Annotated in this window: 26 protein-coding genes; 14 read left to right on the forward strand and 12 right to left on the reverse strand. The window is 56.4% G+C overall.

Annotated elements, in window-relative coordinates; all coding sequences use genetic code 11:
- Positions 1–134: 134 nt before the first annotated feature.
- A complete protein-coding gene (locus tag ACTJJ1_RS09495) occupies positions 135–2318 on the forward strand; it encodes a glycoside hydrolase (protein ID WP_440833296.1) in 2184 nt (727 codons plus the stop codon).
- Between the two features lie 64 nt (positions 2319–2382).
- Entirely contained in the window at positions 2383–3768 is a 1386-nt protein-coding gene (locus tag ACTJJ1_RS09500) for a CoA transferase (RefSeq protein WP_409442745.1), read from the forward strand.
- 1 nt (position 3769) lies between these two features.
- Here the strand turns inward: ACTJJ1_RS09500 and ACTJJ1_RS09505 are convergent, their stop codons facing one another.
- The gene (locus tag ACTJJ1_RS09505; protein ID WP_440833299.1) at positions 3770–4642 is read right to left on the reverse strand and encodes a LysR substrate-binding domain-containing protein; all 873 of its coding nucleotides are present in this window, start codon (positions 4640–4642) and stop codon (positions 3770–3772) included.
- Positions 4643–4743: 101 nt separating this feature from the next.
- On the opposite strand from ACTJJ1_RS09505, the gene ACTJJ1_RS09510 reads away from it, so the two are divergent.
- Both ACTJJ1_RS09510 and rcsA read left to right on the forward strand, forming a co-directional pair.
- Positions 4744–6159, forward strand: a complete 1416-nt coding sequence (locus ACTJJ1_RS09510; protein ID WP_440833301.1) for a pyridoxal phosphate-dependent decarboxylase family protein — start codon at positions 4744–4746, stop codon at positions 6157–6159.
- Positions 6160–6924: 765 nt separating this feature from the next.
- Complete coding sequence (gene rcsA / locus ACTJJ1_RS09515; RefSeq protein WP_004946270.1) at positions 6925–7554, forward strand: transcriptional regulator RcsA; 630 nt, start codon at positions 6925–6927, stop codon at positions 7552–7554.
- Positions 7555–7785: 231 nt separating this feature from the next.
- On the opposite strand, the gene dsrB is transcribed toward rcsA, so the two are convergent.
- The gene (gene dsrB / locus ACTJJ1_RS09520; protein WP_004946272.1) at positions 7786–7986 is read right to left on the reverse strand and encodes a protein DsrB; all 201 of its coding nucleotides are present in this window, start codon (positions 7984–7986) and stop codon (positions 7786–7788) included.
- Positions 7987–8332: 346 nt separating this feature from the next.
- Positions 8333–8545 (reverse strand): transcription antiterminator/RNA stability regulator CspE, encoded by a 213-nt coding sequence (cspE, locus tag ACTJJ1_RS09525; protein WP_004946278.1) that lies wholly within the window; start codon positions 8543–8545, stop codon positions 8333–8335.
- A 548-nt stretch (positions 8546–9093) separates the two neighbouring features.
- Here cspE and ACTJJ1_RS09530 point away from each other — a divergent pair.
- The 4 genes from ACTJJ1_RS09530 (at position 9094) to ACTJJ1_RS09545 (ending at position 11353) form a co-directional block, all read left to right on the forward strand.
- A complete protein-coding gene (locus ACTJJ1_RS09530) occupies positions 9094–9465 on the forward strand; it encodes a hypothetical protein (RefSeq protein ID WP_440833304.1) in 372 nt (123 codons plus the stop codon).
- Between the two features lie 249 nt (positions 9466–9714).
- On the forward strand, positions 9715–9831 hold the full coding sequence (locus tag ACTJJ1_RS09535; RefSeq protein WP_004946283.1) for a FeoB-associated Cys-rich membrane protein: 117 nt from the start codon (positions 9715–9717) through the stop codon (positions 9829–9831).
- A 142-nt stretch (positions 9832–9973) separates the two neighbouring features.
- Positions 9974–10183, forward strand: a complete 210-nt coding sequence (locus ACTJJ1_RS09540) for a hypothetical protein (RefSeq protein ID WP_006319262.1) — start codon at positions 9974–9976, stop codon at positions 10181–10183.
- A 162-nt stretch (positions 10184–10345) separates the two neighbouring features.
- Complete coding sequence (locus ACTJJ1_RS09545) at positions 10346–11353, forward strand: NAD(P)H-quinone oxidoreductase (protein ID WP_004946288.1); 1008 nt, start codon at positions 10346–10348, stop codon at positions 11351–11353.
- A gap of 36 nt (positions 11354–11389) precedes the next feature.
- On the opposite strand, the gene ACTJJ1_RS09550 is transcribed toward ACTJJ1_RS09545, so the two are convergent.
- A complete protein-coding gene (locus ACTJJ1_RS09550; RefSeq protein ID WP_440833307.1) occupies positions 11390–12472 on the reverse strand; it encodes an endonuclease/exonuclease/phosphatase family protein in 1083 nt (360 codons plus the stop codon).
- A gap of 110 nt (positions 12473–12582) precedes the next feature.
- Complete coding sequence (locus ACTJJ1_RS09555) at positions 12583–13635, reverse strand: SDR family oxidoreductase (RefSeq protein ID WP_325986735.1); 1053 nt, start codon at positions 13633–13635, stop codon at positions 12583–12585.
- A 111-nt stretch (positions 13636–13746) separates the two neighbouring features.
- On the opposite strand from ACTJJ1_RS09555, the gene ACTJJ1_RS09560 reads away from it, so the two are divergent.
- Positions 13747–14679: a LysR family transcriptional regulator gene (locus tag ACTJJ1_RS09560; protein WP_004946297.1), complete on the forward strand. Its 933-nt coding sequence runs from the start codon at positions 13747–13749 to the stop codon at positions 14677–14679.
- A gap of 3 nt (positions 14680–14682) precedes the next feature.
- On the opposite strand, the gene ACTJJ1_RS09565 is transcribed toward ACTJJ1_RS09560, so the two are convergent.
- The 5 genes from ACTJJ1_RS09565 to ACTJJ1_RS09585 all read right to left on the reverse strand — a co-directional run bounded on the left by ACTJJ1_RS09565 (position 14683) and on the right by ACTJJ1_RS09585 (position 17708).
- Positions 14683–15075 (reverse strand): YidB family protein, encoded by a 393-nt coding sequence (locus ACTJJ1_RS09565; RefSeq protein ID WP_004946300.1) that lies wholly within the window; start codon positions 15073–15075, stop codon positions 14683–14685.
- 93 nt (positions 15076–15168) lie between these two features.
- Positions 15169–15417, reverse strand: coding sequence for a GlsB/YeaQ/YmgE family stress response membrane protein (locus tag ACTJJ1_RS09570; RefSeq protein ID WP_004946303.1), 249 nt, complete (start codon positions 15415–15417; stop codon positions 15169–15171).
- Positions 15418–15432: 15 nt separating this feature from the next.
- Complete coding sequence (locus ACTJJ1_RS09575; protein ID WP_006326222.1) at positions 15433–15630, reverse strand: glycine zipper domain-containing protein; 198 nt, start codon at positions 15628–15630, stop codon at positions 15433–15435.
- Positions 15631–15980: 350 nt separating this feature from the next.
- Entirely contained in the window at positions 15981–16883 is a 903-nt protein-coding gene (locus tag ACTJJ1_RS09580) for a LysR family transcriptional regulator (RefSeq protein ID WP_440833311.1), read from the reverse strand.
- Between the two features lie 51 nt (positions 16884–16934).
- A complete protein-coding gene (locus ACTJJ1_RS09585) occupies positions 16935–17708 on the reverse strand; it encodes an SDR family oxidoreductase (RefSeq protein WP_037433099.1) in 774 nt (257 codons plus the stop codon).
- A gap of 268 nt (positions 17709–17976) precedes the next feature.
- Between ACTJJ1_RS09585 and ACTJJ1_RS09590 the strand changes: the two genes are divergently transcribed.
- Complete coding sequence (locus ACTJJ1_RS09590) at positions 17977–18393, forward strand: VOC family protein (RefSeq protein ID WP_006326224.1); 417 nt, start codon at positions 17977–17979, stop codon at positions 18391–18393.
- Positions 18394–18446: 53 nt separating this feature from the next.
- Here ACTJJ1_RS09590 and ACTJJ1_RS09595 read toward each other — a convergent pair whose 3' ends face one another.
- Positions 18447–18641, reverse strand: coding sequence for a hypothetical protein (locus ACTJJ1_RS09595; RefSeq protein WP_006326225.1), 195 nt, complete (start codon positions 18639–18641; stop codon positions 18447–18449).
- Positions 18642–18794: 153 nt separating this feature from the next.
- Here ACTJJ1_RS09595 and ACTJJ1_RS09600 point away from each other — a divergent pair, with 153 nt between their 5' ends.
- Complete coding sequence (locus tag ACTJJ1_RS09600; RefSeq protein WP_440833314.1) at positions 18795–20357, forward strand: sensor domain-containing diguanylate cyclase; 1563 nt, start codon at positions 18795–18797, stop codon at positions 20355–20357.
- A 41-nt stretch (positions 20358–20398) separates the two neighbouring features.
- Here the strand turns inward: ACTJJ1_RS09600 and paaZ are convergent, their stop codons facing one another.
- Complete coding sequence (gene paaZ, locus ACTJJ1_RS09605; protein WP_440833316.1) at positions 20399–22471, reverse strand: phenylacetic acid degradation bifunctional protein PaaZ; 2073 nt, start codon at positions 22469–22471, stop codon at positions 20399–20401.
- 319 nt (positions 22472–22790) lie between these two features.
- Between paaZ and paaA the strand changes: the two genes are divergently transcribed.
- Genes paaA through paaC form a run of 3 tightly spaced genes read left to right on the forward strand, consistent with a single transcriptional unit; the run spans position 22791 to position 24799 of the window.
- A complete protein-coding gene (gene paaA, locus ACTJJ1_RS09610; RefSeq protein ID WP_440833318.1) occupies positions 22791–23729 on the forward strand; it encodes a 1,2-phenylacetyl-CoA epoxidase subunit PaaA in 939 nt (312 codons plus the stop codon).
- Positions 23730–23744: 15 nt separating this feature from the next.
- Positions 23745–24032: a 1,2-phenylacetyl-CoA epoxidase subunit PaaB gene (gene paaB, locus ACTJJ1_RS09615; protein WP_004946321.1), complete on the forward strand. Its 288-nt coding sequence runs from the start codon at positions 23745–23747 to the stop codon at positions 24030–24032.
- A gap of 8 nt (positions 24033–24040) precedes the next feature.
- The gene (paaC, locus tag ACTJJ1_RS09620) at positions 24041–24799 is read left to right on the forward strand and encodes a 1,2-phenylacetyl-CoA epoxidase subunit PaaC (protein ID WP_440833320.1); all 759 of its coding nucleotides are present in this window, start codon (positions 24041–24043) and stop codon (positions 24797–24799) included.

Raw genomic sequence — 24799 nt, forward strand, 5'->3', positions numbered from 1 at the left:
AACGGAAATTAAACTGCATAACGCCATTTATTTGACGCGCAACGCAATCTGCCGCATTGGCTTTGGGTGATGTGCTTATTATCTATAGACTAGCGTCTCAACAGGACATTAATCCCCGAAGGACAGCCAATCCGATGAACATGCTTCGCCTTTCCATCAGTTTCGCCCTGTTTGCCGCCGTCCCCGCCGACGCCCTGTTACTGCAACAGGGAGCGGCCCGTTTTGATATCGACCCGGCCACGCTGCAAATCACAGCAGGCAAAACCATCGTCAACCAGGCTCAGGCCGCGCAAGCCGTGGCCGATCTGCAAAGCACACCAACGCAGGCCCGTTGGCAATGGCCGGACAGCGCCATGCAGGTGTCCGCAAGGCTTGAGGACGGCGATCTGCGTCTTGGCTTCAACACCCACCGGGCGCAGACGTTGAATTGGTTCACCCTGCCACAGCAGGCCGACACCCTGTTGTTGCCAATAGGTGAAGGCAGCCGTATCCCGCTGGATAATGCCGTCTGGCAGCAGTATCTGGTTAAGGAAATGACGCCGCTGGATACCAACTGGGATCTGAAGTTGCCATTGTGGAGCCTGGAGCAGCAAGGCAAGGTGTATAGCTGGCTGCTGCTTACGCCGTTCAGCAATCAGGTCAACTTTGCCAACGCAAAGAGCGTATTCAGCATGCTTAGTAGCCACCAGTTCAACCGTTTTAATCAGCAACAGACTTTCGACGTGTTGCTGCATGTGGGTGAAACGCCATTATCCGGCGCGCGTCGTTATCGCCAGTATTTGCAGCAAAGCGGCCAGTTCAGCAGTCTTCGCGATAAAATCCGCTCGGCCCCGGAGGGCGAAAAACTGATTGGCGCCACGCATATCTATCTGTGGGGCGATAAACTGCTGGCACCCGCTGACGTGAAAAACTGGCCGGGCTTGCTGTCCTGGCTTACCTCCCCACCTGGCGAAGCGCTGCGGCAAAAAATGGATGCCGAAAACCAGCAAACACTACGCCAACTGGCGGGAAAAACGCCGGAAAGCTGGCAACAACTGACGCTGATCGACGCCCTGAACCAGGCGCTGGTCGCGCTGACGCCGCTCAACGCTACGCCGGATGATCCTGACTTCCTGGAAGCGCAACATCGGCAGGCCGCCAGCCTGCGTGAACTGGCGCAGCGGCAGCTTGGCGCCTATCTGGCACCGGCAGATAGCTGGGGCCAGGGGTTGGCAAAACCACTGATCGAGGCGCTGCATCAGGCCGGGTTGCCGCGCCTGTGGTTGGGCACCGATAATTGGACCGCCGAGTTTCTGCATCCGCAGGCGGTGGAGAGCGCCAAGACATTGGGCTATCTCATCGCCAGTTACGACTCTTACGACACGGCGATTCCCCGCGGAGTCAACGACAGCTGGCTGACGGCCCAGTTGCCGGCAGCGCTGCGTGAAGACTGCGCCATCGTACGCGCCGACGGCACTAAAAAACCCGGTTTCGGCAAGCAAGGCTACTACCTGAATCCCGGTTGCGTACTGCCCTATTCCCAACAGCGCATGCGCAGCCTGGTACAACTGGCCGGGCTGAACAGCCTGTTCCTTGACGTTGACGGCACAGGAATGGTGTCTGATGACTATCAGCCCAATCACCCTACCGGCGCTGCGCAAATGGCGCAGGCACGCAACGCGCGGCTGGCCTGGTTCAGCGACACGCTAAAACTGCCGCTTGGTTCTGAGGATGGCAATGCGGTGACCGCCCGCCACATCATGTTTGCCCACGGCATGGAAACCTGGGGCTTCGGCTGGGGTGATAAGCAAATGAATCAGGATAAATCCTCGCCCTACTATCTGGGTGCCTGGTGGCCAAACGCGCAACCGGCCTTTTTCTTCAGCCCGGCCAAGGTAAAAGAACCCTACCGAACGGTGGAGTTTGACCCGCGCTATCGCCTGCCGCTTTATCAGGCGGTATTTCACGATGCGATTATCAGCAGCCACCACTGGAATTACGACAACCTGAAGTTCAGCGATGTCAAAACCCTTCGCAGCCTGCTCAGCCAGTTGTACAACACCGCGCCGATGTTCCACCTCAGCCGTGCCACCCTGCAGGCACGTCTGCCGGAGATCAAACGGAGCGATGCGGCGTTCCGCCCGCTGCATCAGGCGTTGTGGGATAAGGCGCTGACGGACTTCCGCTGGCTGGATACGGCGGGTTGGGTACAGCAAACCACCTTCAGCGACGGCTCAACGTTGACCGCCAACTTTGGCAACCAGCCGTTCGAGGGCATTGCCGCCCATAGCCTGCGTGCCAAACTGGCGGACGGTCGCACCCTGAACATCACGCAATAGCAACTCCGGCCGGGGTGAACTACGCTAGGCTCAGTCCCCCGATCGGCAACGATGGAGTTTACTGATGCCTACCCTTACCCAAAAGCTGCTCGAAGAAATCTGGCAAAGCCTGAGCCACACCCCTCCTCCTGTGAGCCAATTGGCGGTCAGCGGCGAAGGCGAACTGGCCAGCGCATTCCCGGTGACCGAACTGGCTACGGCCTGTTGGGGCGCCGCCGGCCTGGCCTGCGCCGGGCTGTTGCAACAAAGCAAAGGCGGTATGCAGCAGGCATTGGTCGATCGTCGGCTGGCTTCGCTGTGGTTCGGTTGGACCTTACGGCCGTTGGGGTGGCAACTGCCTGCCGCCTGGGATGCGCTGGCGGGCGATTATGCCACTCGCGACGGCTGGATCCGTCTGCATACCAATGCGCCGCATCACCGCAAAGCGGTAGAGCAGGTGCTGGGGCCGCATCAGGATAAAGGCACGCTGGCGCAACGGGTGCTGGAGTGGCAAAAAAGCGAATTGGAACAGGCGGTGATAGAGGCCGGTGGCTGTGCGGCGGAAATGCGTTCTGTCGAGGCGTGGCGGCAGCATATTCAGGGCAAAAGCGTCGCACAAGAGCCGTTAATCCATCAAACGCGGCAACCTGAAGCCCCGCCCCCTGCCTGGACGTTGCCGGCCGCCAGACCGCTGCACGGCGTGCGGGTGTTGGATCTGACGCGGATTATCGCCGGACCGATCGCCACCCGCTTTCTGGCCGGGTTGGGTGCAGACGTATTGCGTATCGATCCCTACGGTTGGGATGAACCCGGAGTCGAGCATGAAGTGCTCCTCGGCAAACGCTGCGCGCGCCTGAATCTGAATAACGCCCACGATCGCCACACCTTTGAGCATCTACTGCAAAACGCCGATGTCATCGTTCATGGCTACCGCGCCGGCGCGCTGGAAAAATTGGGCTATGGCGCGGAACAACGGCGTACGTTGTCACCGGGGTTGATCGACGTCTGTCTGAACGCTTACGGCTGGAGCGGCCCGTGGCGTGGGCGGCGCGGTTTCGATAGCCTGGTGCAAATGAGTTGCGGGTTGGCGGCATCAGGTATGACGTGGAAAAACGCCGCCATGCCGGTGCCATTGCCGGTACAGGCACTGGACCACGCTACCGGTTACCTGATGGCGACGGCGGTGCTGCATGGCATGCGCGAGCGGCTGGCGCGCGGCACCGGTTACAGTGCACGGCTTTCCCTGGCCCGCACCGCACAGATGCTGTTCGATAATCCTTATCCACTGGAGCACCTGTCAAAGCCGCTGGCACCGGTCACCGAGGCCGATGAAAACCCGGAAACCGAGTTGACCCATTGGGGTGCTGCGCTGCGCCTTTGCGCCCCGCTGCATCTGAACGGGACTGCGCTGCAATGGGCCCTGCCCGCTACCGCTCTGGGCACTTCTCAGCCGGAGTGGCTGCGTCGCTGATTCAGGTCAGTTGGCGTTGTAACCAGTGTAATAACTCTTCGACCGCCGGCGTCAATCCTGCGGTCTGTGGCCAAACCAGGTAAAAATCGCCATTATCCAGATGCCTGGCCTCGGCCAGCGCCACCAGCCGCCCCTCCGCCAGGGCATCACTGACCAGCAGCCTTTTCACCAGCGCAATGCCGAATCCCTGCTCGGCCGCACGGATCAGCAAACCGGCGTCATTGAACAACGCCATTTGCTGGCCGCACTCCCCCCGTTGGTGCGCCGCGAACCACCTGCGCCACGGCGTAACATCATGCTCCAGCAGCGGCGTGCGCGGTGACCCCTTGTCGAATGCCGCCTGCCACTGTCGCGCCAACTCAGGGGTGGCCACCGGTACCACCTCTCCGGAAGCGATACGCTGTGCCTGCAAGTTCGGCCATTGGCCCTCCCCAATACGGATAGCCGCATCAAACCCCTTACGCGACAGATCCTGCACCGCCAGAGAAGCGTCGATATCCAGCGCAATGCCGGCGCAGGCCTCGCGGAAAGCGGGCAGTCGCGGCATTAACCAATAGTGTGCGAAGGAAGGCAGTACGCTGATGTGCAGCCTGTGGCTTTGCGCAATACGCCTGACGCGGCCAATCCCCTGTTGCAGCGCCTGTAGCGCCGGTTCCGCCACCGCCAACAGTTCGAGGCCGGCGGCGTTCAAACGCAACCCGCGCCCGTGTCGTTCAAACAACGGGCAGCCGATCGCCTGTTCGAGCTGCTGGATCTGTTGACTAACCGCTCCGTGGGTCAGATGTACCTGCTGCGCGGTGGCGCGCAAATTCTCCAGTTTGGCGGCAATCACAAAAGTCGGCAGGGTATGCAAAGGAACACGCTCATTAAGCATTGGTTAGTCCAGCTATCCAAAAGGGTCATTTTTCATCGATTTTCGCACTAAAGCAAATGGTCTAAGGTATCACCCTTATCCTCTTCTCTCCGGAGCCATAGATGCACCCTCGCTTACAACAGGATCTTGACCAATTTCCACAGATACTCGACCGGACCCGCCAGTTGGCAGAGGGGTTTCTTGCCGGGTTGAAACAGCGCCCGGTTTACCCTCCTCTTGAGGCCCAACAGCTGCAGTTGGGCGACGACCAACTGGCGGACAGTGGCAACGGCGCTTTGGCGACGCTGGAGGATTTCTGGTTACGCTATGCCGAGGGCCTCTCAGGCAGCGCCGGGCCGCGTTATTTTGGCTTTGTCACCGGCGGCGCTACTCCGGCCGCGCTGGCGGCGGATTGGCTGGTTAGTGCCATAGACCAAAACAGCCTACTGAGCCACGACACCGTGGCCGCAGCGATTGAGCTGGCCACTATTGAGCAATTGAAGTCGTTGCTCGGTTTACCGAAAGCATTTAGCGGCAGCTTTGTCAGCGGGGCGACCATGGCCAACTTTGTCGGCATCGCTATTGGCCGCCAGTGGCTGGGGCAACAACGAGGAATTGATGTCGCCGAACAGGGATTGGCGGCATTAGGCCCAATACAGGTGCTGTCGGCGAATGCCCATTCCAGCAGCGTGAAGGCACTCAGCATGCTCGGGATCGGCCGCGATGCGCTGAAAATCGTCGATTGCCTGCCGGATTCCGAAGCCATGGACACCGCAGCGCTGGAACGGCACCTGGCCGCCAGCAATGGCGCGCCTGTCATCGTGCTGGCCAGCGCCGGCACGGTCAACACAGTGATCTTCGACGATTTGCCGCGCCTGCTGGCACTGCGCGAGCGCTACCCGTTCTGGTTGCACGTTGATGCCGCGTTTGGCGGTGTCGCCGCCTGTTCACCGCACTACTCCCCGCTGTTGACCGGCTGGGAGCAAGCGGATTCAATCACCGTTGACGCACATAAATGGTTGAATGTGCCCTATGACAGCGCCATTCAATTCACCCGTCATTTAGAACTGCAGATGCAGGTTTTCCAAAACCATTCGGTCTATATGGAAGCGCCGACGTTGCGCCCGGACGACTACCTGCACCTGACGCCGGAAAACTCACGGCGTTTCCGCGCCCTGCCGTTATGGATGGCGCTTAAGGCCTATGGCCGCAGCGGCATGCAAGACATGGTTGAGCGTAATATCCAGTTGGCGCGCCGGTTGGGCGCAGGGTTGGATGCCAGCGAGGGTTTTCATCTGCTGGCGCCGGTCAATTTGAACGTGGTGTGTTTCGCTCTCAGTAACGTTGAAGGGGATGCCGCGGCCGCACGGGATCGCTTTATCGCCCGGCTCGATCGACATGGCATAGTGCGCTGCACCCCCACGCATTATAACGGACAACCCGGGATCCGCGCCGCATTGGTCAATTGGATGACGGAAGAAGAAGATATCCTCCTGGCGCTGGAATCGATGCGGCACTGCCTGCCTGAAGCGCTTTAATCACAGAGTTTAAGGGCGCCCCTTGCGGCGTCCTGCTTTTATTGTTATTGCTACCAACAGACGGCAAGCAGCAGGCCCGGCGCATTGTCCCCTAATCGCCCCTCTTCGGCACCATACTAGCCACAATGGACAAAACAGTTCAGAGAAACCAATTAATCACTCTCTGACATTTCTCACATTTTGTGGAATAGCACATATAGCTACATCAACTCGTTGTTATAACGCCTGTTTCCTTAACAAAGAACCGGTTCCATGTTAACTCAATGTGACTATCGGATATCGCAACTGATAAAAAAAGAAAAAATTCTTATTATCAAACATGAAAATAAGATAAATAAGCAATTGATATATAACAATAAAATTACACAAGCAAAGATTTGACAGCCCTCGATGCGTTGAAAAATTAGACTGAAAAATGTTAAAAAAACAACACATGAATTTTTTTTAAGAATTTTCCTAGCAATTTAAAATTTCATTTCGTGACATGATGCGCAGATTCAATCATAACGATGCCCACAGGCACGCAGCTCAAGCATAAGTTAGCGTTCTAGACTGGCTATTTGTCGGTTAGCAGATTATTCTGACTTAAGCTAAACTTATAGGTTCATGCAATTAATTAGTTTAGAAAGAAAATATCGTTGAGTGCCGCCGTGTTTATTGATAGAACACTGGCTATACGTGAAATTTTGTTCCATTTTTTGCCTTTAGGCTTCAGGCTTTTTCTCTTTGTTACCGCGGTAAAACGGATTTAAGTGGGGGTGCGATATGCCAACGATCATTATGGATTCATGCAGCTATACCAGATTGGGTTTAACAGACTACCTGACAACACATGGAGTAAAAAAACGCCAAATTAATGCCATCAACGATATCGACGATCTGCATGAAAAATGCAGCAAGTTGAAACCCAGCCTGGTGTTTATTAACGAAGATTGCTTTATACACGAAGCCGACGCGACGGAACGTATAAAGCGGGTGATTTCACTGCACCCGGACACCTTATTCTTCATCTTTATGGCTATCACCAACGTACATTTTGACGATTATTTATATGTTCGTAAAAATGTCATCATCTCGTCAAAATCCATCAAGCCAGAGACTATGAATCAGCTACTTAGTCACTATCTTGAGAAAAAAGCCACTCGTACGGAAAAGACCTCATTTGACCAAACGCCCGTTACGCTGAGTCAAACAGAATCAAACATGTTGCGCATGTGGATGTCGGGTCAGGGAACCATCCAGATATCCGACCAGATGCAAATTAAAGCCAAGACCGTCTCTTCCCACAAGGGAAATATCAAAAGAAAAATTAAAACGCACAACAAGCAAATTATTTATCATGTTGTCCGTTTAACCGACACCTTAACCAGTGGGATATTTGTCAATAGCCGCTAGGTAAAGAGATTTACCGTGTATTCTGCTCAGCCTTGGTTTTAAATGTCTTACAACCAGTCATCCTGGATATAAAACATTTAAATAACCTCATACCTGCTCGCGACGACATTTTCGGCCGCGGCGGGTATTCCCGCAGCAAAAATAGCCCCTACCCTCCGAAATAGTAACCTTGCGAAAAACTTGCTGATTAAATTAATCCGTTGGAGAGATATTGGCTCTTTGCCGAGCGGCCTACCGGGTTCCGCCCTGTCTCAGCTCGACGAAGGTGCCGTCCCGGCTGTCAATCTCGTTGAAAAACCAGACGCCGGCAGGATAGTCATCCAACGCGACCAGGTACATTATCCCTTCATTGAATTCTTCTACCGCCAGTATCACCCCTTCACGCCTCAGTTCACCGTCAGTTTTAACCGTTACCAGATCGTTAACTTTCATACTGTGCCCCATCATTTATCATTGATGTCAGTGTATTACAGAATAAGGTGCGAAAAACACTGTGCAGTGCCGGTAAACCCGCAGCTCGCCCGTTTTAGTGCTTTTCTAAAGCGTAGCAGGCCACCGCACCAACCTGTTTTTTCACTTTCTTAACGTTTTGACCGCAGAATCTTAAGACCGTAAAGGATAGGCTGTTCACAGGTGCTTCCCCCCAGAGAGGTGCCTGCAAATGAAGAAGTAACAAGGAACTTTTGCCCGCAGACTTGCGGGCTTTTTTTTGCCTTCGGCAAATTGCAGGCACAAAAAAACCCGCCTTGGCGGGTTTTTGTTAATCAGCAGAAGCCGATTAGATAGCGGTAACGTTAGCCGCTGACGGACCTTTAGCACCGTTCTCGATAGAGAACTGTACGTTCTGGCCTTCAGCCAGGGTCTTGAAGCCTTGATCCTGGATAGCAGAGAAGTGTACGAACACATCTTTGCTGCCGTCTGCTGGAGTGATGAAACCAAAACCTTTAGACTCGTTGAACCACTTCACTTGACCTTTGATCATGTTAGACATGTCTAATTCCTTCAATATTAAATGTAAGCCACCATGGGCATATGATATAGCCGGTCATCAGTTACTTATGGAGGCACTAGAAAGGAAATTCGTCAGAGAAGAGCTATCTAGGATAACGCTTTAAATTTGAACTACTTTACTCAAAATGTCGTGCATAAATAGGTCTGTACCACAGGCCGAGAAGCATTAACTCATGACAGGACTTTAATAGCAACTCTTTTTATCAGCCCCTCTGTAGAAACGGGGTTAAACGCACAGAATTTAACCCAATTTGTTTAATTTATCAGCGTTATCTGCCGTATTTGCCCGATAATGACGGCCAGGCACAGCCAAAAATTTTTTTTAATTTCGCCCAGGCCAAGTAGCCACCTTGTTGAGATTGAACACAATTTCGCCTTTCAGGCCGTCAACGAACCTGGTCCGATGCCTGATAAAGAGAAATTGTTTATGGCGCAGCCTCAAAAGAAGGCATCCGTCCCCATAAATGATAGTCATTCTCGTTGAGCTGTTTTATAGTTGCGCCGCGTAATTATGAAGGGAGATCGACCATGCTTAGAAAGCGTACGCTGGCAGCATCCTGCTGCACTGCCCTGTTGATGCTGAGCACCTACTCAGCCCAGGCGCTCGATTTATCTTATGCCGCGCCGGAGCCGAGCCCCACTCCTGCGCCCGTGCCGCAGAGCGCGCTTGGCCCGGCAGCTAAAACGGCCAAGCCACCGGTATCCTGGTCTGAGTCCGAAGACAAAACCGGTTTTCGCGTTCAAATAGAATGCGATCACCCCGGTTGCAGCCGTCCGCTTACCAAACCCTATTCGGCACTTAGCGGCCCGGTGAAAAAAACCGATCGCCTCCGCCAGTCCGATCCTTACTCCACCAATCAGGATCCCGATTACAGCCTGAATATGGGCTATCAGTGGTAGCTGAGCTTTAAGAGTTATCCCTATATCTGCCGCTGCGGGGAGTTCATACAATGGCGCCGTGTTCACCACTCCTCCTGGTGCTGGGCATGACAAGCTGTGTTGTAAATTTTTATGCGCCTTCCTATAGGCGCTTTTTTTATGTCTAAATATCAACACCCTGCTGCGTTACAGAATGGTCTCATTGCGCGATAACGTGATAACTGTCACAAATAGCGGCTCCTTAGCCACTCTTTATCGGAGGTTAGTCTCATGGCGACAGAATATATGTCTTTACTGGCGGTTTTGGCCGGCATTGCAGGATATGCGCTGTACAAACACTTTAAATCACAGAAGAAAAGCATGCTGATTCGTCCGCACGATCGTTGACAGAACAGAGGGGAGCATAACCGCCGTGTTATGCTCCAGGCCACACAACCGTTCACTGTCATGCTTCCATCACAAAATTGTCACAATTCAGCCATATGATGGTCCACGATTATCCGCACTGGCTTACACCAAGGATTTCGTTATGACCACCATTAAAGCAACAAACCACCAGGAAGCAGAAAAGCTGATCCGTTATGGAACAGCCAAGAAAATCGAACTGGCCTATGACATCGACAGCGACGACTTTTTCCAGCTCGCCAGTCTGTGGTGTGATAAAGGCGCCAAGATCTCCAAAGGGAAAGAGCACTTCATCGTCTCACTCAAAGGTTTCCGCATTCCACCAAACGACTGATACCATGCCGCCCCTGCGGCGGCTCCCCTCTTCTGCCCCCCTAAAAACCGCCCTATGATCCACATTCTCCCGTCGGTATTTCTGTAAGATAAAATATGAATTACAGCAGGTGCTTATCTACACTGTTCACTGTGCCTGAACGCCAATCGGAGGAGAATGACCATGTCAGCAAACCCGCCACTGCCCAACACCATGAAAGCGATCGAAATCAGCCAGCCGGGCGAACCGGAGGTGCTGGTTGTCGCCGAGCGGCCATTGCCGACGCTGCAACAAGGTGAGATTTTGGTGAAGGTCGCCGCCGCCGGGGTTAACCGGCCCGACGTTATGCAACGCCGTGGCCAATACGCGCCGCCACCCGGTGCATCGGATATTCCCGGCCTCGAAATAGCCGGTGAAGTGGTTGCCATCGGCGTTGGGGTGAAAAATTACGCCATCGGCGATCGCGTGTGCGCCCTGATTGCCGGCGGCGGCTACGCCGAATACTGCAAAGTGCATGAAAGCAATGCACTGCCGGTGCCTCAGGGCATGAGCCTGACGGAGGCGGCAGCCATCCCTGAGACCTTCTTTACCGTCTGGGTCAACGTGTTCCAGCGCGGGCATCTAAAGGCCGGTGAAACCGTGCTGATCCACGGCGGCACGTCAGGTATCGGTACCGTCGCCACCCTGCTGGCGAAAGCGTTCTGCGCCCGCGTGATCACCACCGTCGGCTCCGAGGAAAAACGTCAGGCCAGCCTGGCGCTGGGCGCCGACGTAGCGATTAACTACCGTAACGAAGACTTCGTCGAGCAGACCAAACACGCGACCAACGGCAAGGGCGCAGACGTGATTGTCGATCTGATCGCCGGGGATTACGTGGCGAAGAACTACCAGGCGGCGGCGATGGATGGACGCATTGTGCAAATCGGCACCCAGAACGGCGTGGTCAAGGAATTGAACCTGATGCCGCTGCTGCTCAAACGTCTGACTCACACAGGTTCCACGCTGCGCGCGCGCAGCGTGGAAGATAAAGCGCTAATTGCCGCCGATTTGCAGCAAAAAGTGTGGCCTCTGCTGGAGCGCGGCGCGTTAAAACCGCAGATATTCAAAACGTTCCCGCTGGAACAAGCGGCCGCAGCGCATGCGTTGATGGAGTCCAGCATGCATATCGGCAAGATTATGCTGACCCTCTAAAGAGACACCCCGCAGCCTATGCCGCGGGGTGATGTTTCAAGCGCCCGGCGTATGCACGTCCTCTGGCGAAGAACCGGTGTTGGCCAGTTTTTCTTGCGCCAACGCCTCATCTTCGCCGTCTTTCTCCAGGCTTTCCTGTTCAGCCCCCTGCTTGGGCGCGTACACCAGTTCCACCAGAATCGGGAAGTGATCCGAACCGACGTGGGTTAAACGACGCAGCGAGCCGAGCACAAAATCATCGCTGTGGAACACATGATCCAGCGGCCAGCGCAGGAACGGATAGCCGGCATGAAAGGTGCTGAACATGCCGCGACCGCGGCGCGGATCCAACAGACCGCTGACTTTAAGGAACAAGCGGGTCGTGGTCGACCAAGCCACATCGTTCAGATCGCCGGTCACAATCACCGGGAACGCCGATTTGGCAACGCTTTTTCCCACCATGACCAACTCGGCGTCACGATCTTCCGACTCGTCATTCTCGGTGGGGCTTGGCGGCATCGGATGCACGCAGTGCAAGCGCACCTGCTGCCCTTGCGGCAAATGCACCATCATGTGCATCGACGGAATCTCTTTATCCACCAGGTACTGAATTTCCGCATCGCTGAGTTTCAGCCGCGAATAAACATGCATGCCGTAAAGATTATCCTGCGGGCATTTCAAACTGTGAGGATAATCCTGTTCCAGCGGCGCCAGCCGCTGCTCCCACCAACTGTCGGTTTCCACCACCACCAGCACGTCCGGCCGTTCGGTCGCCACCAACGCCAGCAGTTTATCCGCCTGCCGATTGGGGGTTAACACATTGCACACCAGAAGGCGCAAACGCGGCTTGTGCTGGTAACCGGTAAAGTCCACTACCTGGGGTTTGCTCAGTCGGGTATAAGGGAAGATCCATGCCCCCTGATACGCTACACAGGCCAGATTCATCGCTATCATGCCCCACACCAGCGGCGAGGACAGAGGCAGAAAAAGCAGGTTAAGCAATAGCACCGATAATGACAGCGCCAGTATTTGCAGGCGTGGAAAATCCCACACCCGAATCCACCAGGCTGCATGCTTTGAGAGTGGCGCAATGGTCACCAGCGCCAGCAAAAGCGTCAGTATGGCGGTAATCCCTGTCACGTTTATTTCCTCATCATCCCCCGGGCCGATCGGGCTGACGGCCTCTCTGGCCGCCCGACCGGGCGGCAGCCAAAGAGTGCCATAAAAAGCGCCCGCCCCGCCAGCAGACGCTAGGGAATAATCCTTCTCCGCCGGAACTCGTCAAACAGCGTGAAGAACATCACCTCGGTTTCGACGAATTGGGTGAAACCAAAACGCCTCGCCTTGCTGCCGTCGGCAAACATGTCGTAATCCCACGAGAAGACAAAATCGGCAAAGCGCCAGCCGGTCACCGCATGGTAATCAGTCACCGCCAAATCATGCTGCTGCGCGAGGGCCTGCCACAACGCGGTTTTATCCGCCATCATCTGTTCCAGCGGCATCGGCAGCGGCGGCGCCGTCTCCAGGCCAAAATAATCGGCAATTTTCGGCCACATCTCGCTCCAACGGAACAGATCGCCATTATTGATGTTAAACGCCTGATTGGCCGCTGCAGGCTCGGTCGCCGCCCACAGCGTAGCCCGCGCCAGCAGGCCGGCATCGGTCATTTCCAACAGGCTGTGGTAAGCCCCCGGTTTGCCGGGAAAACGCAGCGGCAGCCCCAGTGCCTTGCTGATTGAGGCATAAACAGCAACGGTCAGCGCCAGGTTCATTGGATTGCCGAGCGAAAACCCGCCGACCACGCTGGGGCGAATCGCGCTCCAGCGCCAACGTTTGCCCTGCTGTCGCCGCTCAAGGTAGTGTTGCTGATCCACGTTGAACTCCGGTGGCATATGCCCGGCGTCACTTTCACGAGCCGGGGTTTTAAATGGCCCCAGATGCGCGCCATAAACCTTGTAGCCCTGCATCAGGCTGATGTGCTCCAGCCCTTGCGCTACCGGCTCCATCGCGTCCACCACGTTCGTCAACATCGCCAGATTCGGTACCACTAGCCCCGCCCAGTCCGGCGCGTCCTGATAAGCGGCATAGAAAATGTGGCTGACCTGCGTTAGAGGTTGCAGCGCCTCGCGCGTCGCCTGCGCATCCAGCAGATCAACCGCCAGATAACGCACTTGCGGCCGGTCCACGCCCCCGCGCCGCGACAGGCCGACCACTTGCCACCCCTGCACGACCAGTTCCTCAATCAGTTTATGGCCGATGACACCATTAGCGCCGACCACCAGCGCCAGTTTGCCGCTTTGCATGTTATCTCTCCTGCCAGGTATGGATGCACCTACTGTGATCGATTAGCAAAACTTGCGGTAGACGCCATTTTTAACTAACACTTATAAGCAAAACCTATAAATGGATCATCGATGGACAAGCTGAGCGCCATGAAGACTTTCGTCCGCGTAGCGGAGCTGGGCAGCCTCTCGGCGGCGGCCCGCGATCTTGGGCTCACGCAACCGGCGGTCAGTCAGCAGATCGCCGGGCTGGAGCAGCAATTGGGCACGCAGTTGCTGTTTCGCAGCACCCGCGCCGTCTCCCTGACCGATGCCGGCGGTGGTTATTACCGGCAAATCAAACCGATTTTAGCGGCGGTAGACGAAGCGGAAGAGGCGCTGCACGGTCTGAACCGGCGGTTGCAAGGAAACTTACGCATTCATGCACCAACGGGGTTCGGCCAACAACATCTGACGCCGCTGGCGATCGCCTTTCAACAGCGCCATCCGGAGCTGAATATTGAGTTACTGCTGGACGATCGTCGGGCAGATGTCATCGGCGAAGGCATTGACGTAGCGATTCGCTTTGGCGAACTGAGCGCGCCGGGCACAGTGGCGCGGCGATTGGGGGAATTGCAGCGTATTCTCGTGGCTTCGCCGGCTTATCTGGCGGCGCATGGCATGCCGCAAACGCCGGCCGCATTGACGGCCCATGCACATATTCGTTACAGCGGCCTTAGCGATGGCGATACGCTGACGTTAATCGGCCCTCAGGGCGCCGAGATGGTGAACGTACGGCCGGTATTCCGCGCCAACAACACCTTCTCGCTGCTGGCCGCCATCGAGTCTGGTTTGGGTATCGGCGGTGCGCAACGGCCGCTGATTGGCCGGCAGTTGGCGGCCGGTACGCTGGTACAGGTATTGCCTGCCTGGCACTATCCGCCGATGGCGCTGCATGCCGTTTACCCCGCCGCGCGATTTATTCCCGGCAAAGTGCGAGCATGGGTAGATTATTTGCTGGGAGCGTTGGAGGGCATTGAAGGCATTAGAGTAAACAAGGCCCCCGACCAGGCGCCAGGGGCCTAAACGTTATTTGAACAACTTACCGACCATATCGCCCAGCTCGTTGCTGTCCTGCTGCACTTCGCCATTTGGCGATGCGGCGTCAGTCACCGACGGCAGGAACTGCGCGATGGCGCTGGAAGCCTCAGCAGGATCGACCCCCAGTTTTTCGGCCAACTGGTTGATGGCATCGCTGCCCAGCGCCTGCTGAACGTGATCGCCGCTGATCGGCTGGTTTTCACCGTTGCCCAGCCACGAACCGACCACATCGCCGAATTGCCCCTGGCGGAACTTGTCCAAAATCGCCTGCAGGCCGCCTTGTTGCTCGACCCATTGCAGGATCGCGACGTAATCCAGGCCTTTGCCGCCGTTAGCGCCGCCACCCAGAATACTGCCCAATACGTTATCAAACAGACCCATGCTCATCCCCTTCTGGCCGCCGGCCCAGGCCGCGCGACCGCTATGATTTAACGAAAAAGGGTCGCCTCAGCGACCCTGTTGATCAGTATCTGATTAGCTTCTGATCTTTCTGTAGACAAAAAGTACCACCAGGGCACCGATTATTGCGACAACGAAGCTGCCCAGGTTAAAGCCATCTACGCGACCCATACCGAAGAAGGTACTGATATAGCCGCCAACTACCGCACCGATGACCCCGAGGATAACAGTCACGATAAAGCCACCGCCGTCCTTGCCCGGCATGATCCATTTAGCCAGGATACCGGCGATTAAACCAAAAATGATCCAGGAAATGATGCCCATTTTTACTCTCCCTATTTACTTTTTGCCTAAAAGAAAACCTACCACCAGGCCCACAACGGCACCGGCGCCAACCCCAGCCCAGGGGTTGTTCTTAATGTAAGAACAGGAGTGACCGGCAACGTCTTTCAAACCGGCCCGCACTTCGCATGCAGCGGATTTTGCACTGCCGCACAGCTGTTCCACATTGTCTTTAACGTCATTTTTAACTGACATTTCACATCCTTAAGTTAACATAGCCGAAAAGTTCACACCTATGTTTCCCTATGCTTGCCGTCACCGGCAGCGCGATACAGGGTGATTCGCGACAAACACGCAGCTTCACACTGTTACTATAGTCAAATATCAGCAGTTTACACATTTCCGTCTGTCTGAATTTGGCTGTACAAAAAACGATCTAATTCATCTGACTGTCATTTCCGCGGGCTATACTTGAAGTGAATATTTCCGCTGGAGATAGGCAATGAACAATATGCCATTCATGCTGATACTGGCCGTCATCTATACCTTTGCCGCCGTCTGGGATGGGTCTGCCGCGCAGTTGTTGATGTAATCTCGCGCCCCGCTCAGCTTTCGCAAAACGGTTTGATTAAACGGCCGAACCACTCGGCAAACGCCGTGAAACGCGCCGAACGCTGTCGCCGGTGGGGATAAAGCAGCGCAATGCTCATCGCCGATGGCCGGGCCTGCGGCAGTATCTCTCGCAGGCTGCCATCATCCAGATGATGCTGGAGATCGAACCGCGGGTTCTGAATCATTCCCAGCCCTGCCAGGCAGCAGCCGATATAATTCTCCGCATTGTTGACCGTCACCCGGCTACGCAGCGTTTTTTCAACCGATTGCCCTTCCTGCTCCCACTGCCAGGTCTCCGCGCCCGCCAGATTAGGCTGCGCGTACCCCACCACCCAGTGCTCGTCCAGTTGATCGGTATGCTCCGGCGTCCCGTAGCGCCGCAAATAATCCGGGCTGGCGCAATTGACCATGCTCAAACGGCCAAGCGGCTGGCTGACCAGGCTACTGTCGCTGAGGCTGCCGACACGCACCACGCAGTCTATCCCCTCCTGAATCAAATCGATCGAGCGGTCGCTGGCGCTAAGGAAGAGTTGAATATCGGGGTATTGCAGGAAAAAATCAGGCAGCGCCGGCACGATGATTCGCCGGGCAATGCGGCTTGGCACATCGACCGTCAAGCGACCGCCTATCGGCCCGTTTTTCTGCTGAAACAGCGTGTCCAGCACATTCACGTCGAACAGCAGGCTGCGCGCTTTGTCGAGCAGCAGCTCGCCGTCGCTGGTCAACTGTACCTTGCGGGTAGTGCGATGAAACAGGCGCGCGCCCATTTCATGTTCCAACTGTTGGATCGCCGCCGACACCGTGGTTTTTGGCATCAACAGGATGTGTGAAGCGCGGATAAAACTGCCCACCTCGGCAACCTGGATAAAAACCCGTAATCTCCCTATCTTGTCCACCGGCTGTGCATCCTGAAAAAAGCTGCGGCGCTTTGCCGCAGCAAATTGATATTAACGGGTAGTATAGCCACCGTTGGCGAACAACGTCTGCCCGGTGATCCACCAGCCGTCGGTGACCAAAAACTTGACGATAGGCGCGATGTCCTCAATATCCGTCAGACCGGTTTTCGAGAACTTGCTCAACGCGGCGGCACTGCTATGGTATTCCACCGCCTCCTTGCTTTCCTGCCCATAGAAGAACGGGGTATCCATCGGGCCGGGGCCGATGGCGTTCACGCTGATGCCACGCTCGCCAAACTCCTTGGAAGCCGCGCGGGTAAAGTGTTCCACCGGTGCCTTGCTACCGGGGTACACCGCATAAAACGGCGTATAGGCCGCCAGCAGCGAACTGACGATGGTCACGATACGGCCATTGTCCGCCAGGTGTTTGCCTGCTTGCTGAATGAAAAAGAATGCCGCTTTGGCATTGACGTCAAAACTGGTGTCGTAATCCGCCTCAGTCACATCGGCGATCGGCTTTTTGATCACCAGACCGGCGGTATTGATCGCAATATCCACCTTACCGAACGCCTTAATCCCTTCCTCAAACAGATGCGCCACGTTGGCCGGCCGGGTCAGATCGCCCTGCACCGCTATCGCCTGCGCCCCCGCCGCTTTCACCGCGGCCAGGGTTTCTTCCGCCGCCGCACGGGTCGCGTCGCTGTTGTAATGCACCACTATGGCCGCCGCGCCGTTGGCCGCCAAATCGCGTGCTACCAGGCCGCCCAGGTTCTTCGCGCCGCCGGCGATCAACACCACTTTTCCATTCAAAGATTGCTTACTCATGACCATGACTCCGTTAGTGAAAGTTGCAATGAGTATAGGAACCCTGACCGCTCAGATAATCTGTCCAAATTGGGATGAACCATCCCACTTTTTCGCTCAATTCGTTTGGCCGCGTACCAAAGCGCCAGAGCGTGATCGTCCACCGGGCACTCACCGCGAATCGCACTACACTTGTAAGTCACCTGCGGCAATAGTTGCCCAGAGAAATTATTTATCCCCGCCCTCGGGCCGGTTTACAGCCTGACGGGCCATAACCGAGGTCAATGTCATGTTGATTCAACCTTATTTATTTTTTAACGGTAATTGCGAGCAAGCGGTGAATTTCTACGCGCAGCAACTGGGCGGTAAAATTGAAGTCATCATGCGTTACAAGGAAATGCCCGAGGAAGCAAAACAAGGTGGCCCGCAGGATGCCGATCCGGAATCCATCATGCATGCAAGATTGCTGATTGGTGAAAGCGCGCTGATGGCTTCCGACAGTTGCCCGCAGGATGGCGCCGACGCGTCACATAAAGGGTTTTCCCTGTCGCTCAACCCAAAAGACGTGGAACAAGGGCGTGAACTGTTTGAAAAGCTGTCGCAGGGCGGACAGGTAACCCTGCCTTATGGGCCCACTTTTTGGGCCAAAGGGTTTGGCATGCTGACCGACCAATTTGGCGTCAATTGGATGATTAACGTTGAATAATGCCACCTTATCGCGGTGCCCACGGCCTCTGACGGACACCGCGCCTTCGGCAATCAGCTATAGTGATGCCAGTCGTAGGCTGCCATGGCGAACAGTGCAAACAGCCCCGCCAGCAGCACCAACCCCAAGCGCCAGTAAGGCGATTTACGTCGCCGCCAGGCAAAAAACATCATCACCGCCAGCACGCCCAACGTGACCGGGTAATACACCGCCAGCGTCAGTAAAGTAATAATGATGGTGTCAGACACACTCGCGATCCTCTGGTTTTCGGGCGGCTTTGAACGAATCGTAACATCTGCCGAGGGTAACTTGTTTAAGGAAGTAGTGGTCAGCAGAATTAACGAATAAGATGTAAGATAGTTCTTAACTATATTTAAAAATCACACAGTAAAAAGGGTTACATGACACAGCAGCAACCGCAGGATGCCGATCTGCCGCGCAACGGTAAAAATTCCCCGTTATTATTTCAGGCTGGCGTGTTTGTCATCATCGTTGCCGCCACGCTGATTCTGTTTAACGTTTGGCAAATTTGGAATGCACATCAGCGCGATCTGAAAAGCGCCGAATATGAATCCGCCAATCTGGCACGCTCGCTGGCGCAACATGCCGATGACACTTTCTTGCAAGTGGACAGTACGCTGTCCGATCTGACCGAACGCATTCAAACCGACGGTCTGGGCCAACCGCAGCAATTGCGGCTGCAAAAGTTGATGCAAGGACAGGTCGGCAATCTGCCTCAATTACATGGCCTGTTTATTTATGATTCGCACGGCAGTTGGATAGTCACCTCTTCAGGCAGGTTCGTGCAGGGCGCCAACAATGCCGATCGCGAGTATTTTAAATACCACCTCGAGCACAACAGCAACGCGATTTATATCGGCAAGGTGGTGCGCAGCCGTTCAACCGGCGATTTGATCATCCCGGTGTCACGCCGTTTAAATCACCCGGACGGAAGCTTTGCCGGCGTGGTGCTGGCGACGCTGTACGTCGATTATTTCCGCCAATTTTACGATACCTTTGCGCTTAACAGCGACGCCGCGCTCAGCCTGCTGCTGGCGGATGGCACCATTCTCTACCGCCGCCCTTATTCCGCCGCGTCGATCGGCAAAAATATCTCTCAGGGTGTGCTGTTCCGCGAAATCCTGCCGCATTCCGAATTCGGTAATGCCACCATCACCTCGCTGTACGACAAGGTGGAAAGGATTTATGGCTATTCAAGGGTCAGCCGCTATCCGTTGGTGATCACCGCCGGGCTGTCGAAGGAAGACGCGCTGGCCGACTGGCGCAACGATTCCGGCCTGTTTGTAGCCGGAGGCGCCACGCTGCTGGCCATTCTGTTGGCGTTGGGGCTGGTGTTGATGCGGCAGATAAACCACAGCGTGCGCACCGAAGCCGAACTGATGCGCACCCGCGATCAGCTCACCAGCATCAACCTGCGGCTTGAAGAGCTGGCGTTGCTGGACGGCCTGACCGGGCTGGCCAATCGCCGCCAGTTTGATATCGCCTTAAAGAACGAACTGGCGCGCGCGGCACGAAACTACCGCAGCGTGGCGCTGCTGATGCTGGATATCGACTATTTCAAGCAGTACAACGATATCTACGGCCACGTCGCCGGCGACCAATGCTTGCAGCAGATCGGACAAATGCTCAAGGGGCTGGCCAGCCGCAGCAATGACATCATGGCCCGCTATGGCGGCGAAGAAATGAGCATCATTCTGCCGGACACCGACGCCCAGGGGGCGCTGATTTTCGCCGACCGCGTGATGCAGGCGGTGCGCGAACTGAAGATACCGCATCAGGGGAATCCGCACGGCGTTATCACTCTCAGCATTGGCATCTGCGCCAAAGTGCCGCATATGTACAACGACACGCCAATTGGTTTTATCAATATGGCGGACAGCGCGCTGTATCAGGCCAAAAAAGAGGGTAAAAACCGCATCGTCTGCAACAACGCGGCGGTTTAGCCCAGCCCCATAGTGATACATGACCGGCAACCTGTTGCCGGTCAGCTTACCGCCCCAACGTCGCCTTCCTGACGCGCCACCAGCGTCAAAATGCTGTACAGCGCCACCGCCTGCTGATGCTGATTCAACACCTGAACATCCCACACCACGACCCCATGCGGGCGATCCTCTGCGGTTTTCTGCGGCTTGCGGATTTTCTTTTTGCAGGTCAGGCGCACCTGGAGCGTATCGCCGATTTTCACCGGTTCGATAAAGCGCAGGTTTTCCATGCCATAGTTGGCGATCACCGGCCCCACGCCAGGGTCGACAAATAGCCCGGCGGCGGCTGAAACCACAAAATAGCCGTGCGCCACCCGCTCGCCAAACAGCGACTCGGCGGCGCCGATCTTGTCCATGTGGGCGTAGAAATGATCGCCGCTCAGGCAGGCAAAATTCACGATATCGGCTTCGGTCACGGTGCGGCGGGCGGTCAGCAGGCTTTCGCCCAGTTGCAGCTGTTCAAAGTATTTGCGGAACGGATGAACCGGCTCTTCTATCACCGGCGCTCCGCGCACCCACTCACGGCCAATCGCCGCCAGCATCGCCGGGCTGCCCTGGAGGGCGGTGCGTTGCATATAGTGTTTCACCGCACGCAACCCGCCCAACTCCTCGCCCCCACCGGCACGCCCCGGCCCGCCGTGCATCAGCATCGGCAACGGTGAGCCGTGGCCGGTGGATTCCACGGCCGCGTGGCGATCCAGGATCAGCATACGGCCGTGGGCACAGGCGGTGGCACGGATAAAGCGCGTTGCCAACGCCTCATCGGCAGTCACCAATGATCCCACCAGGCTACCCTGGCCAAGCAACGCCAGCTCAATCGCCTGCTCGGTCTGTTGATACGGCATCAACGTCGCCACCGGCCCGAAAGCTTCGGTGCCATGTACCGCCTGGTGCGAAAACGGATCGGGGCAATACAACAGAGTGGCCGGATAAAACGCGCCGTTCTGCACGCCCTCACCGACCAAATCCAGTTTATCGAGCGCCGCACCGCACAGCGGTTCGCAGCCGTGGTGCAGCAGGAATTCCACCTTTTGCTGCACATCATCGCGCTGCTCGCGGCTGACCAGCGCCCCCATTCGCACCTGTTCCTGCTTGGGATCGCCCACCGTTACCCCGGCCAGCCGTTGCAGTAGCGCCTGTTGCACCTCAACCACCCGCTTCGCCGGCACGATAATCCGCCGGATGGCGGTGCATTTCTGCCCGGCCTTGGCGGTCATTTCACGGCATACTTCTTTGATGAACAGCGCGAACTCCGGCATTTGCGGCGTGACGTCCTCCCCCAGCACGCAGCAGTTGAGCGAATCGGCCTCCATCGTGAAAGCGATAGATTTTGCCAGCAGGCGCGGGTGCGCGCGCAGGTGTTGGCCGGTCTGCGCCGAGCCGGTGAAGGTCACCGCGTCCTGATAATCCAGGTGATCGAACATGTCGCCGATGCCGCCGCACACCAACTGCAAAGCCCCCTCCGGCACCAGCCCGCTGTCGATAATCAACCTGACCATCGCCTGCGTCAGTTGCGCGGTGGCCGTCGCCGGTTTAATGATGGCCGGCATGCCCGCCAGCCAGGTCGGCGCCAGTTTTTCCAGCATCCCCCAGCAGGGGAAGTTAAAGGCGTTGATATGCAGCGCCACGCCCGGCCGCGAGGTCAACACGTGGCGAGCGGCAAACTGCGCCTGTTTGGATAACGAAATCGGCTCGTCCTCCGGCCACAGGGTATCGTCCGGCAGTTCACGCCCCGCCAGGCCGGCATAAGCGAACAGCGTCGCGATGCCGCCTTCGATGTCCACCCAACCGTCGCTGCGCGTGGCGCCGGTCTGGTATGAAATCTCATACAACGCCTCTTTGTGCGCCAGCAGGTGTTTGGCCACGGCCTTCATCATTTGCGCGCGCTGCTGGAATGTCATCTGCGCCAGCGCTCTGCCGCCTTTATGGCGCGCATAGTCCAGGCTGGCGGCCAGCGGCAGGCCGTCGGAGCAAACCTGATACAGCGGTTCGCCGGTAATGGCGTGATGGATCTCGCGGGCTTGCCCCTGGCCGAACACCCAGCCGCCAGAAAGGTAACTGTGTAACTGCTGCATGTGCATCTCCGGAATTCATAAATTTACACTAGATAGCTTAATTACGTATCACATATTGTCCAGTTTATGTCCGGTCAAAATTTAACAAAAACCAAACAACGTTACCGCGCCACGAACTAAATACATCAAAAACACGCCAAAATTGATTTTATAAAAAACCTATAAAACAATTAATTAACAAAATCCATTGTGAGTAGCATCGCAAAATCACATACAGGTCCTTTGATCTTTTTGTTATCAGTTTGTAGCCTTAAGGTGAACAAAAGTGATTCACATTTTTGTATTCAATGTGAAAAATACGAATCACCAAGAGGCAAGCATGACAACTGACGCGCAACATCAGCAGCACTTCGACGCCAAGATTGCGGCGGATACCGCCATCGAAGCCAAAGACTGGATGCCGGACGCCTATCGCCAAAATCTGATCCGCCAGATTGGCCAACACGCCCATTCCGAAGTGGTCGGCATGCTGCCGGAAGCCAACTGGCTGATGCGAGCACCGACCCTGCGCCGCAAGGCGGTGCTGCTGGCCAAGGTGCAGGACGAAGCCGGACACGGTCTGTACCTGTACAGCGCCGCCGAAACCCTGGGCTGCTCGCGCCAGGAGATCTACCGAAAAATGCTCGACGGCAAGATGAAGTATTCCTCCATCTTCAACTACCCGACGCTCAACTGGGCGGATATCGGGGTGATTGGCTGGCTGGTCGACGGCGCAGCCATCGTCAATCAGGTGGCGCTGTGTCGTGCCTCTTACGGCCCCTATGCGCGGGCGATGGTGAAAATCTGCAAAGAAGAAAGTTTCCACCAGCGCCAGGGTTACGAAGCGGCGATGGCGATGGCTAACGGCAGCGAGCAGCAAAAAGCCATGCTGCAGGACGCCATTAACCGCTTTTGGTGGCCGGTGCTGATGATGTTCGGCCCGAGCGACACCGACTCACCGCACAGCGCGCAAAGCATGGCGTGGAAGATCAAACGCCACAGCAATGACGAGCTGCGGCAGAAATTTGTCGACAACACCGTGCCGCAGTTGGAAGCGCTGGGCATGACCGCCCCCGATGCCGATTTGGCCTGGGATGAGGCCGCCGGTCACTACCGTTTCGGCGCTATCGACTGGAGCGAGTTGCATGAGGTGATCAAGGGGCGCGGGCAATGCAACCACGAACGCCTGCAGGCCAAGCGCCGCGCCTGGGACGACGGCGCCTGGGTGCGTGAAGGCGCGCTGGCCCACGCGACGAAAAACGCCGCCACCGCCGCATAGATGAAGGAATCGAAAATGACTCACGCTGAATGGCCGCTGTATGAAGTGTTTATTCGCAGCAAACAAGGGTTGGCGCACCGCCATGTCGGCAGCCTGCACGCCGCCGATGACCAAATGGCGCTGGAGAATGCCCGCGATGCCTATACCCGGCGCAGCGAAGGCTGCTCAATCTGGGTGGTGCAATCGAGCCATCTGATCGCTTCGCAGCCGGAAGATCGCGGGGCGTTCTTCGATCCGTCCGATGACAAGATCTACCGTCATCCGACGTTCTACACCATTCCCGACGGCATCAAGAACATGTAGAGGCGGCCATGACCTTTAACGATCCGCGAATCACCTATGTACTGCGTCAGAGCGATACGCCGCTGATCCTCGCCCAGCGACTGTGTGCCTGGTGCGGCCACGCGCCGGAGCTGGAAATCGATCTGGCGCTGGCGAATATCGGCCTGGATCTGCTCGGACAGGCGCGTCACTTTCTCGGTTATGCCGCCGAACTGGCCGGGCCGCAATACGGCGAAGATCGCCTGGCCTTTAGCCGCGACGAGCGTGAATTCCACAACCTGCTGCTGGCGGAACAGCCGAACGGCGGTTTCAACGACACCCTGGTGCGGCAGTTTTTGCTCGACGCCTACCACGTACAGTTGCACCAGGCGCTGAGCCGCAGCCGTGACCCGCAGCTGGCCGCCATCGCCGCCAAATCGCTGAAGGAGGCGGATTATCACCTGCGCTTCAGCCGCGGCTGGATGATTCGCCTGGGCGATGGCAACGCGGTCAGCCATCAAAAAATTCAGCAGGCGCTGGATAACCTGTGGCGCTTTACCGCCGAACTGTTCCACGCCGATGACCTTGAGCTGGCGTTGGCGGAACAGGGCATCGCCGCCGATCCGCGGCAGCTTGAGGCACCCTGGCGGGCGCTGGTGGACGACACCCTGCGCCTGGCTACCCTGACATTGCCGGAGGAACAGGCGTTCCGTCACGGCGGCAAACAGGGGCGGCACAGCGAACATCTCGGCCCGCTGCTGGCAGAAATGCAGTTTCTGCAGCGCGCCTATCCCAACAGCACCTGGTAA

The sequence above is a fragment of the Serratia sp. 22264 genome (genome assembly GCF_052045345.1).
Taxonomy (GTDB): Bacteria; Pseudomonadota; Gammaproteobacteria; order Enterobacterales; family Enterobacteriaceae; genus Serratia; species Serratia plymuthica.

Excerpts from the sequence above, each read along its gene's own strand:
- ACTJJ1_RS09495 (WP_440833296.1), top strand. The coding sequence starts at position 135 with ATGAACATGCTTCGCCTTTCCATCAGTTTCGCCCTGTTTGCCGCCGTC.
- ACTJJ1_RS09500 (WP_409442745.1), top strand. The coding sequence starts at position 2,383 with ATGCCTACCCTTACCCAAAAGCTGCTCGAAGAAATCTGGCAAAGCCTG.
- ACTJJ1_RS09505 (WP_440833299.1), bottom strand. The coding sequence starts at position 4,642 with ATGCTTAATGAGCGTGTTCCTTTGCATACCCTGCCGACTTTTGTGATT.
- ACTJJ1_RS09510 (WP_440833301.1), top strand. The coding sequence starts at position 4,744 with ATGCACCCTCGCTTACAACAGGATCTTGACCAATTTCCACAGATACTC.
- rcsA (WP_004946270.1), top strand. The coding sequence starts at position 6,925 with ATGCCAACGATCATTATGGATTCATGCAGCTATACCAGATTGGGTTTA.
- dsrB (WP_004946272.1), bottom strand. The coding sequence starts at position 7,986 with ATGAAAGTTAACGATCTGGTAACGGTTAAAACTGACGGTGAACTGAGG.
- cspE (WP_004946278.1), bottom strand. The coding sequence starts at position 8,545 with ATGTCTAACATGATCAAAGGTCAAGTGAAGTGGTTCAACGAGTCTAAA.
- ACTJJ1_RS09530 (WP_440833304.1), top strand. The coding sequence starts at position 9,094 with ATGCTTAGAAAGCGTACGCTGGCAGCATCCTGCTGCACTGCCCTGTTG.
- ACTJJ1_RS09535 (WP_004946283.1), top strand. The coding sequence starts at position 9,715 with ATGGCGACAGAATATATGTCTTTACTGGCGGTTTTGGCCGGCATTGCA.
- ACTJJ1_RS09540 (WP_006319262.1), top strand. The coding sequence starts at position 9,974 with ATGACCACCATTAAAGCAACAAACCACCAGGAAGCAGAAAAGCTGATC.
- ACTJJ1_RS09545 (WP_004946288.1), top strand. The coding sequence starts at position 10,346 with ATGTCAGCAAACCCGCCACTGCCCAACACCATGAAAGCGATCGAAATC.
- ACTJJ1_RS09555 (WP_325986735.1), bottom strand. The coding sequence starts at position 13,635 with ATGCAAAGCGGCAAACTGGCGCTGGTGGTCGGCGCTAATGGTGTCATC.
- ACTJJ1_RS09560 (WP_004946297.1), top strand. The coding sequence starts at position 13,747 with ATGGACAAGCTGAGCGCCATGAAGACTTTCGTCCGCGTAGCGGAGCTG.
- ACTJJ1_RS09565 (WP_004946300.1), bottom strand. The coding sequence starts at position 15,075 with ATGGGTCTGTTTGATAACGTATTGGGCAGTATTCTGGGTGGCGGCGCT.
- ACTJJ1_RS09570 (WP_004946303.1), bottom strand. The coding sequence starts at position 15,417 with ATGGGCATCATTTCCTGGATCATTTTTGGTTTAATCGCCGGTATCCTG.
- ACTJJ1_RS09575 (WP_006326222.1), bottom strand. The coding sequence starts at position 15,630 with ATGTCAGTTAAAAATGACGTTAAAGACAATGTGGAACAGCTGTGCGGC.
- ACTJJ1_RS09585 (WP_037433099.1), bottom strand. The coding sequence starts at position 17,708 with ATGAGTAAGCAATCTTTGAATGGAAAAGTGGTGTTGATCGCCGGCGGC.
- ACTJJ1_RS09590 (WP_006326224.1), top strand. The coding sequence starts at position 17,977 with ATGTTGATTCAACCTTATTTATTTTTTAACGGTAATTGCGAGCAAGCG.
- ACTJJ1_RS09600 (WP_440833314.1), top strand. The coding sequence starts at position 18,795 with ATGACACAGCAGCAACCGCAGGATGCCGATCTGCCGCGCAACGGTAAA.
- paaZ (WP_440833316.1), bottom strand. The coding sequence starts at position 22,471 with ATGCAGCAGTTACACAGTTACCTTTCTGGCGGCTGGGTGTTCGGCCAG.
- paaA (WP_440833318.1), top strand. The coding sequence starts at position 22,791 with ATGACAACTGACGCGCAACATCAGCAGCACTTCGACGCCAAGATTGCG.
- paaB (WP_004946321.1), top strand. The coding sequence starts at position 23,745 with ATGACTCACGCTGAATGGCCGCTGTATGAAGTGTTTATTCGCAGCAAA.
- paaC (WP_440833320.1), top strand. The coding sequence starts at position 24,041 with ATGACCTTTAACGATCCGCGAATCACCTATGTACTGCGTCAGAGCGAT.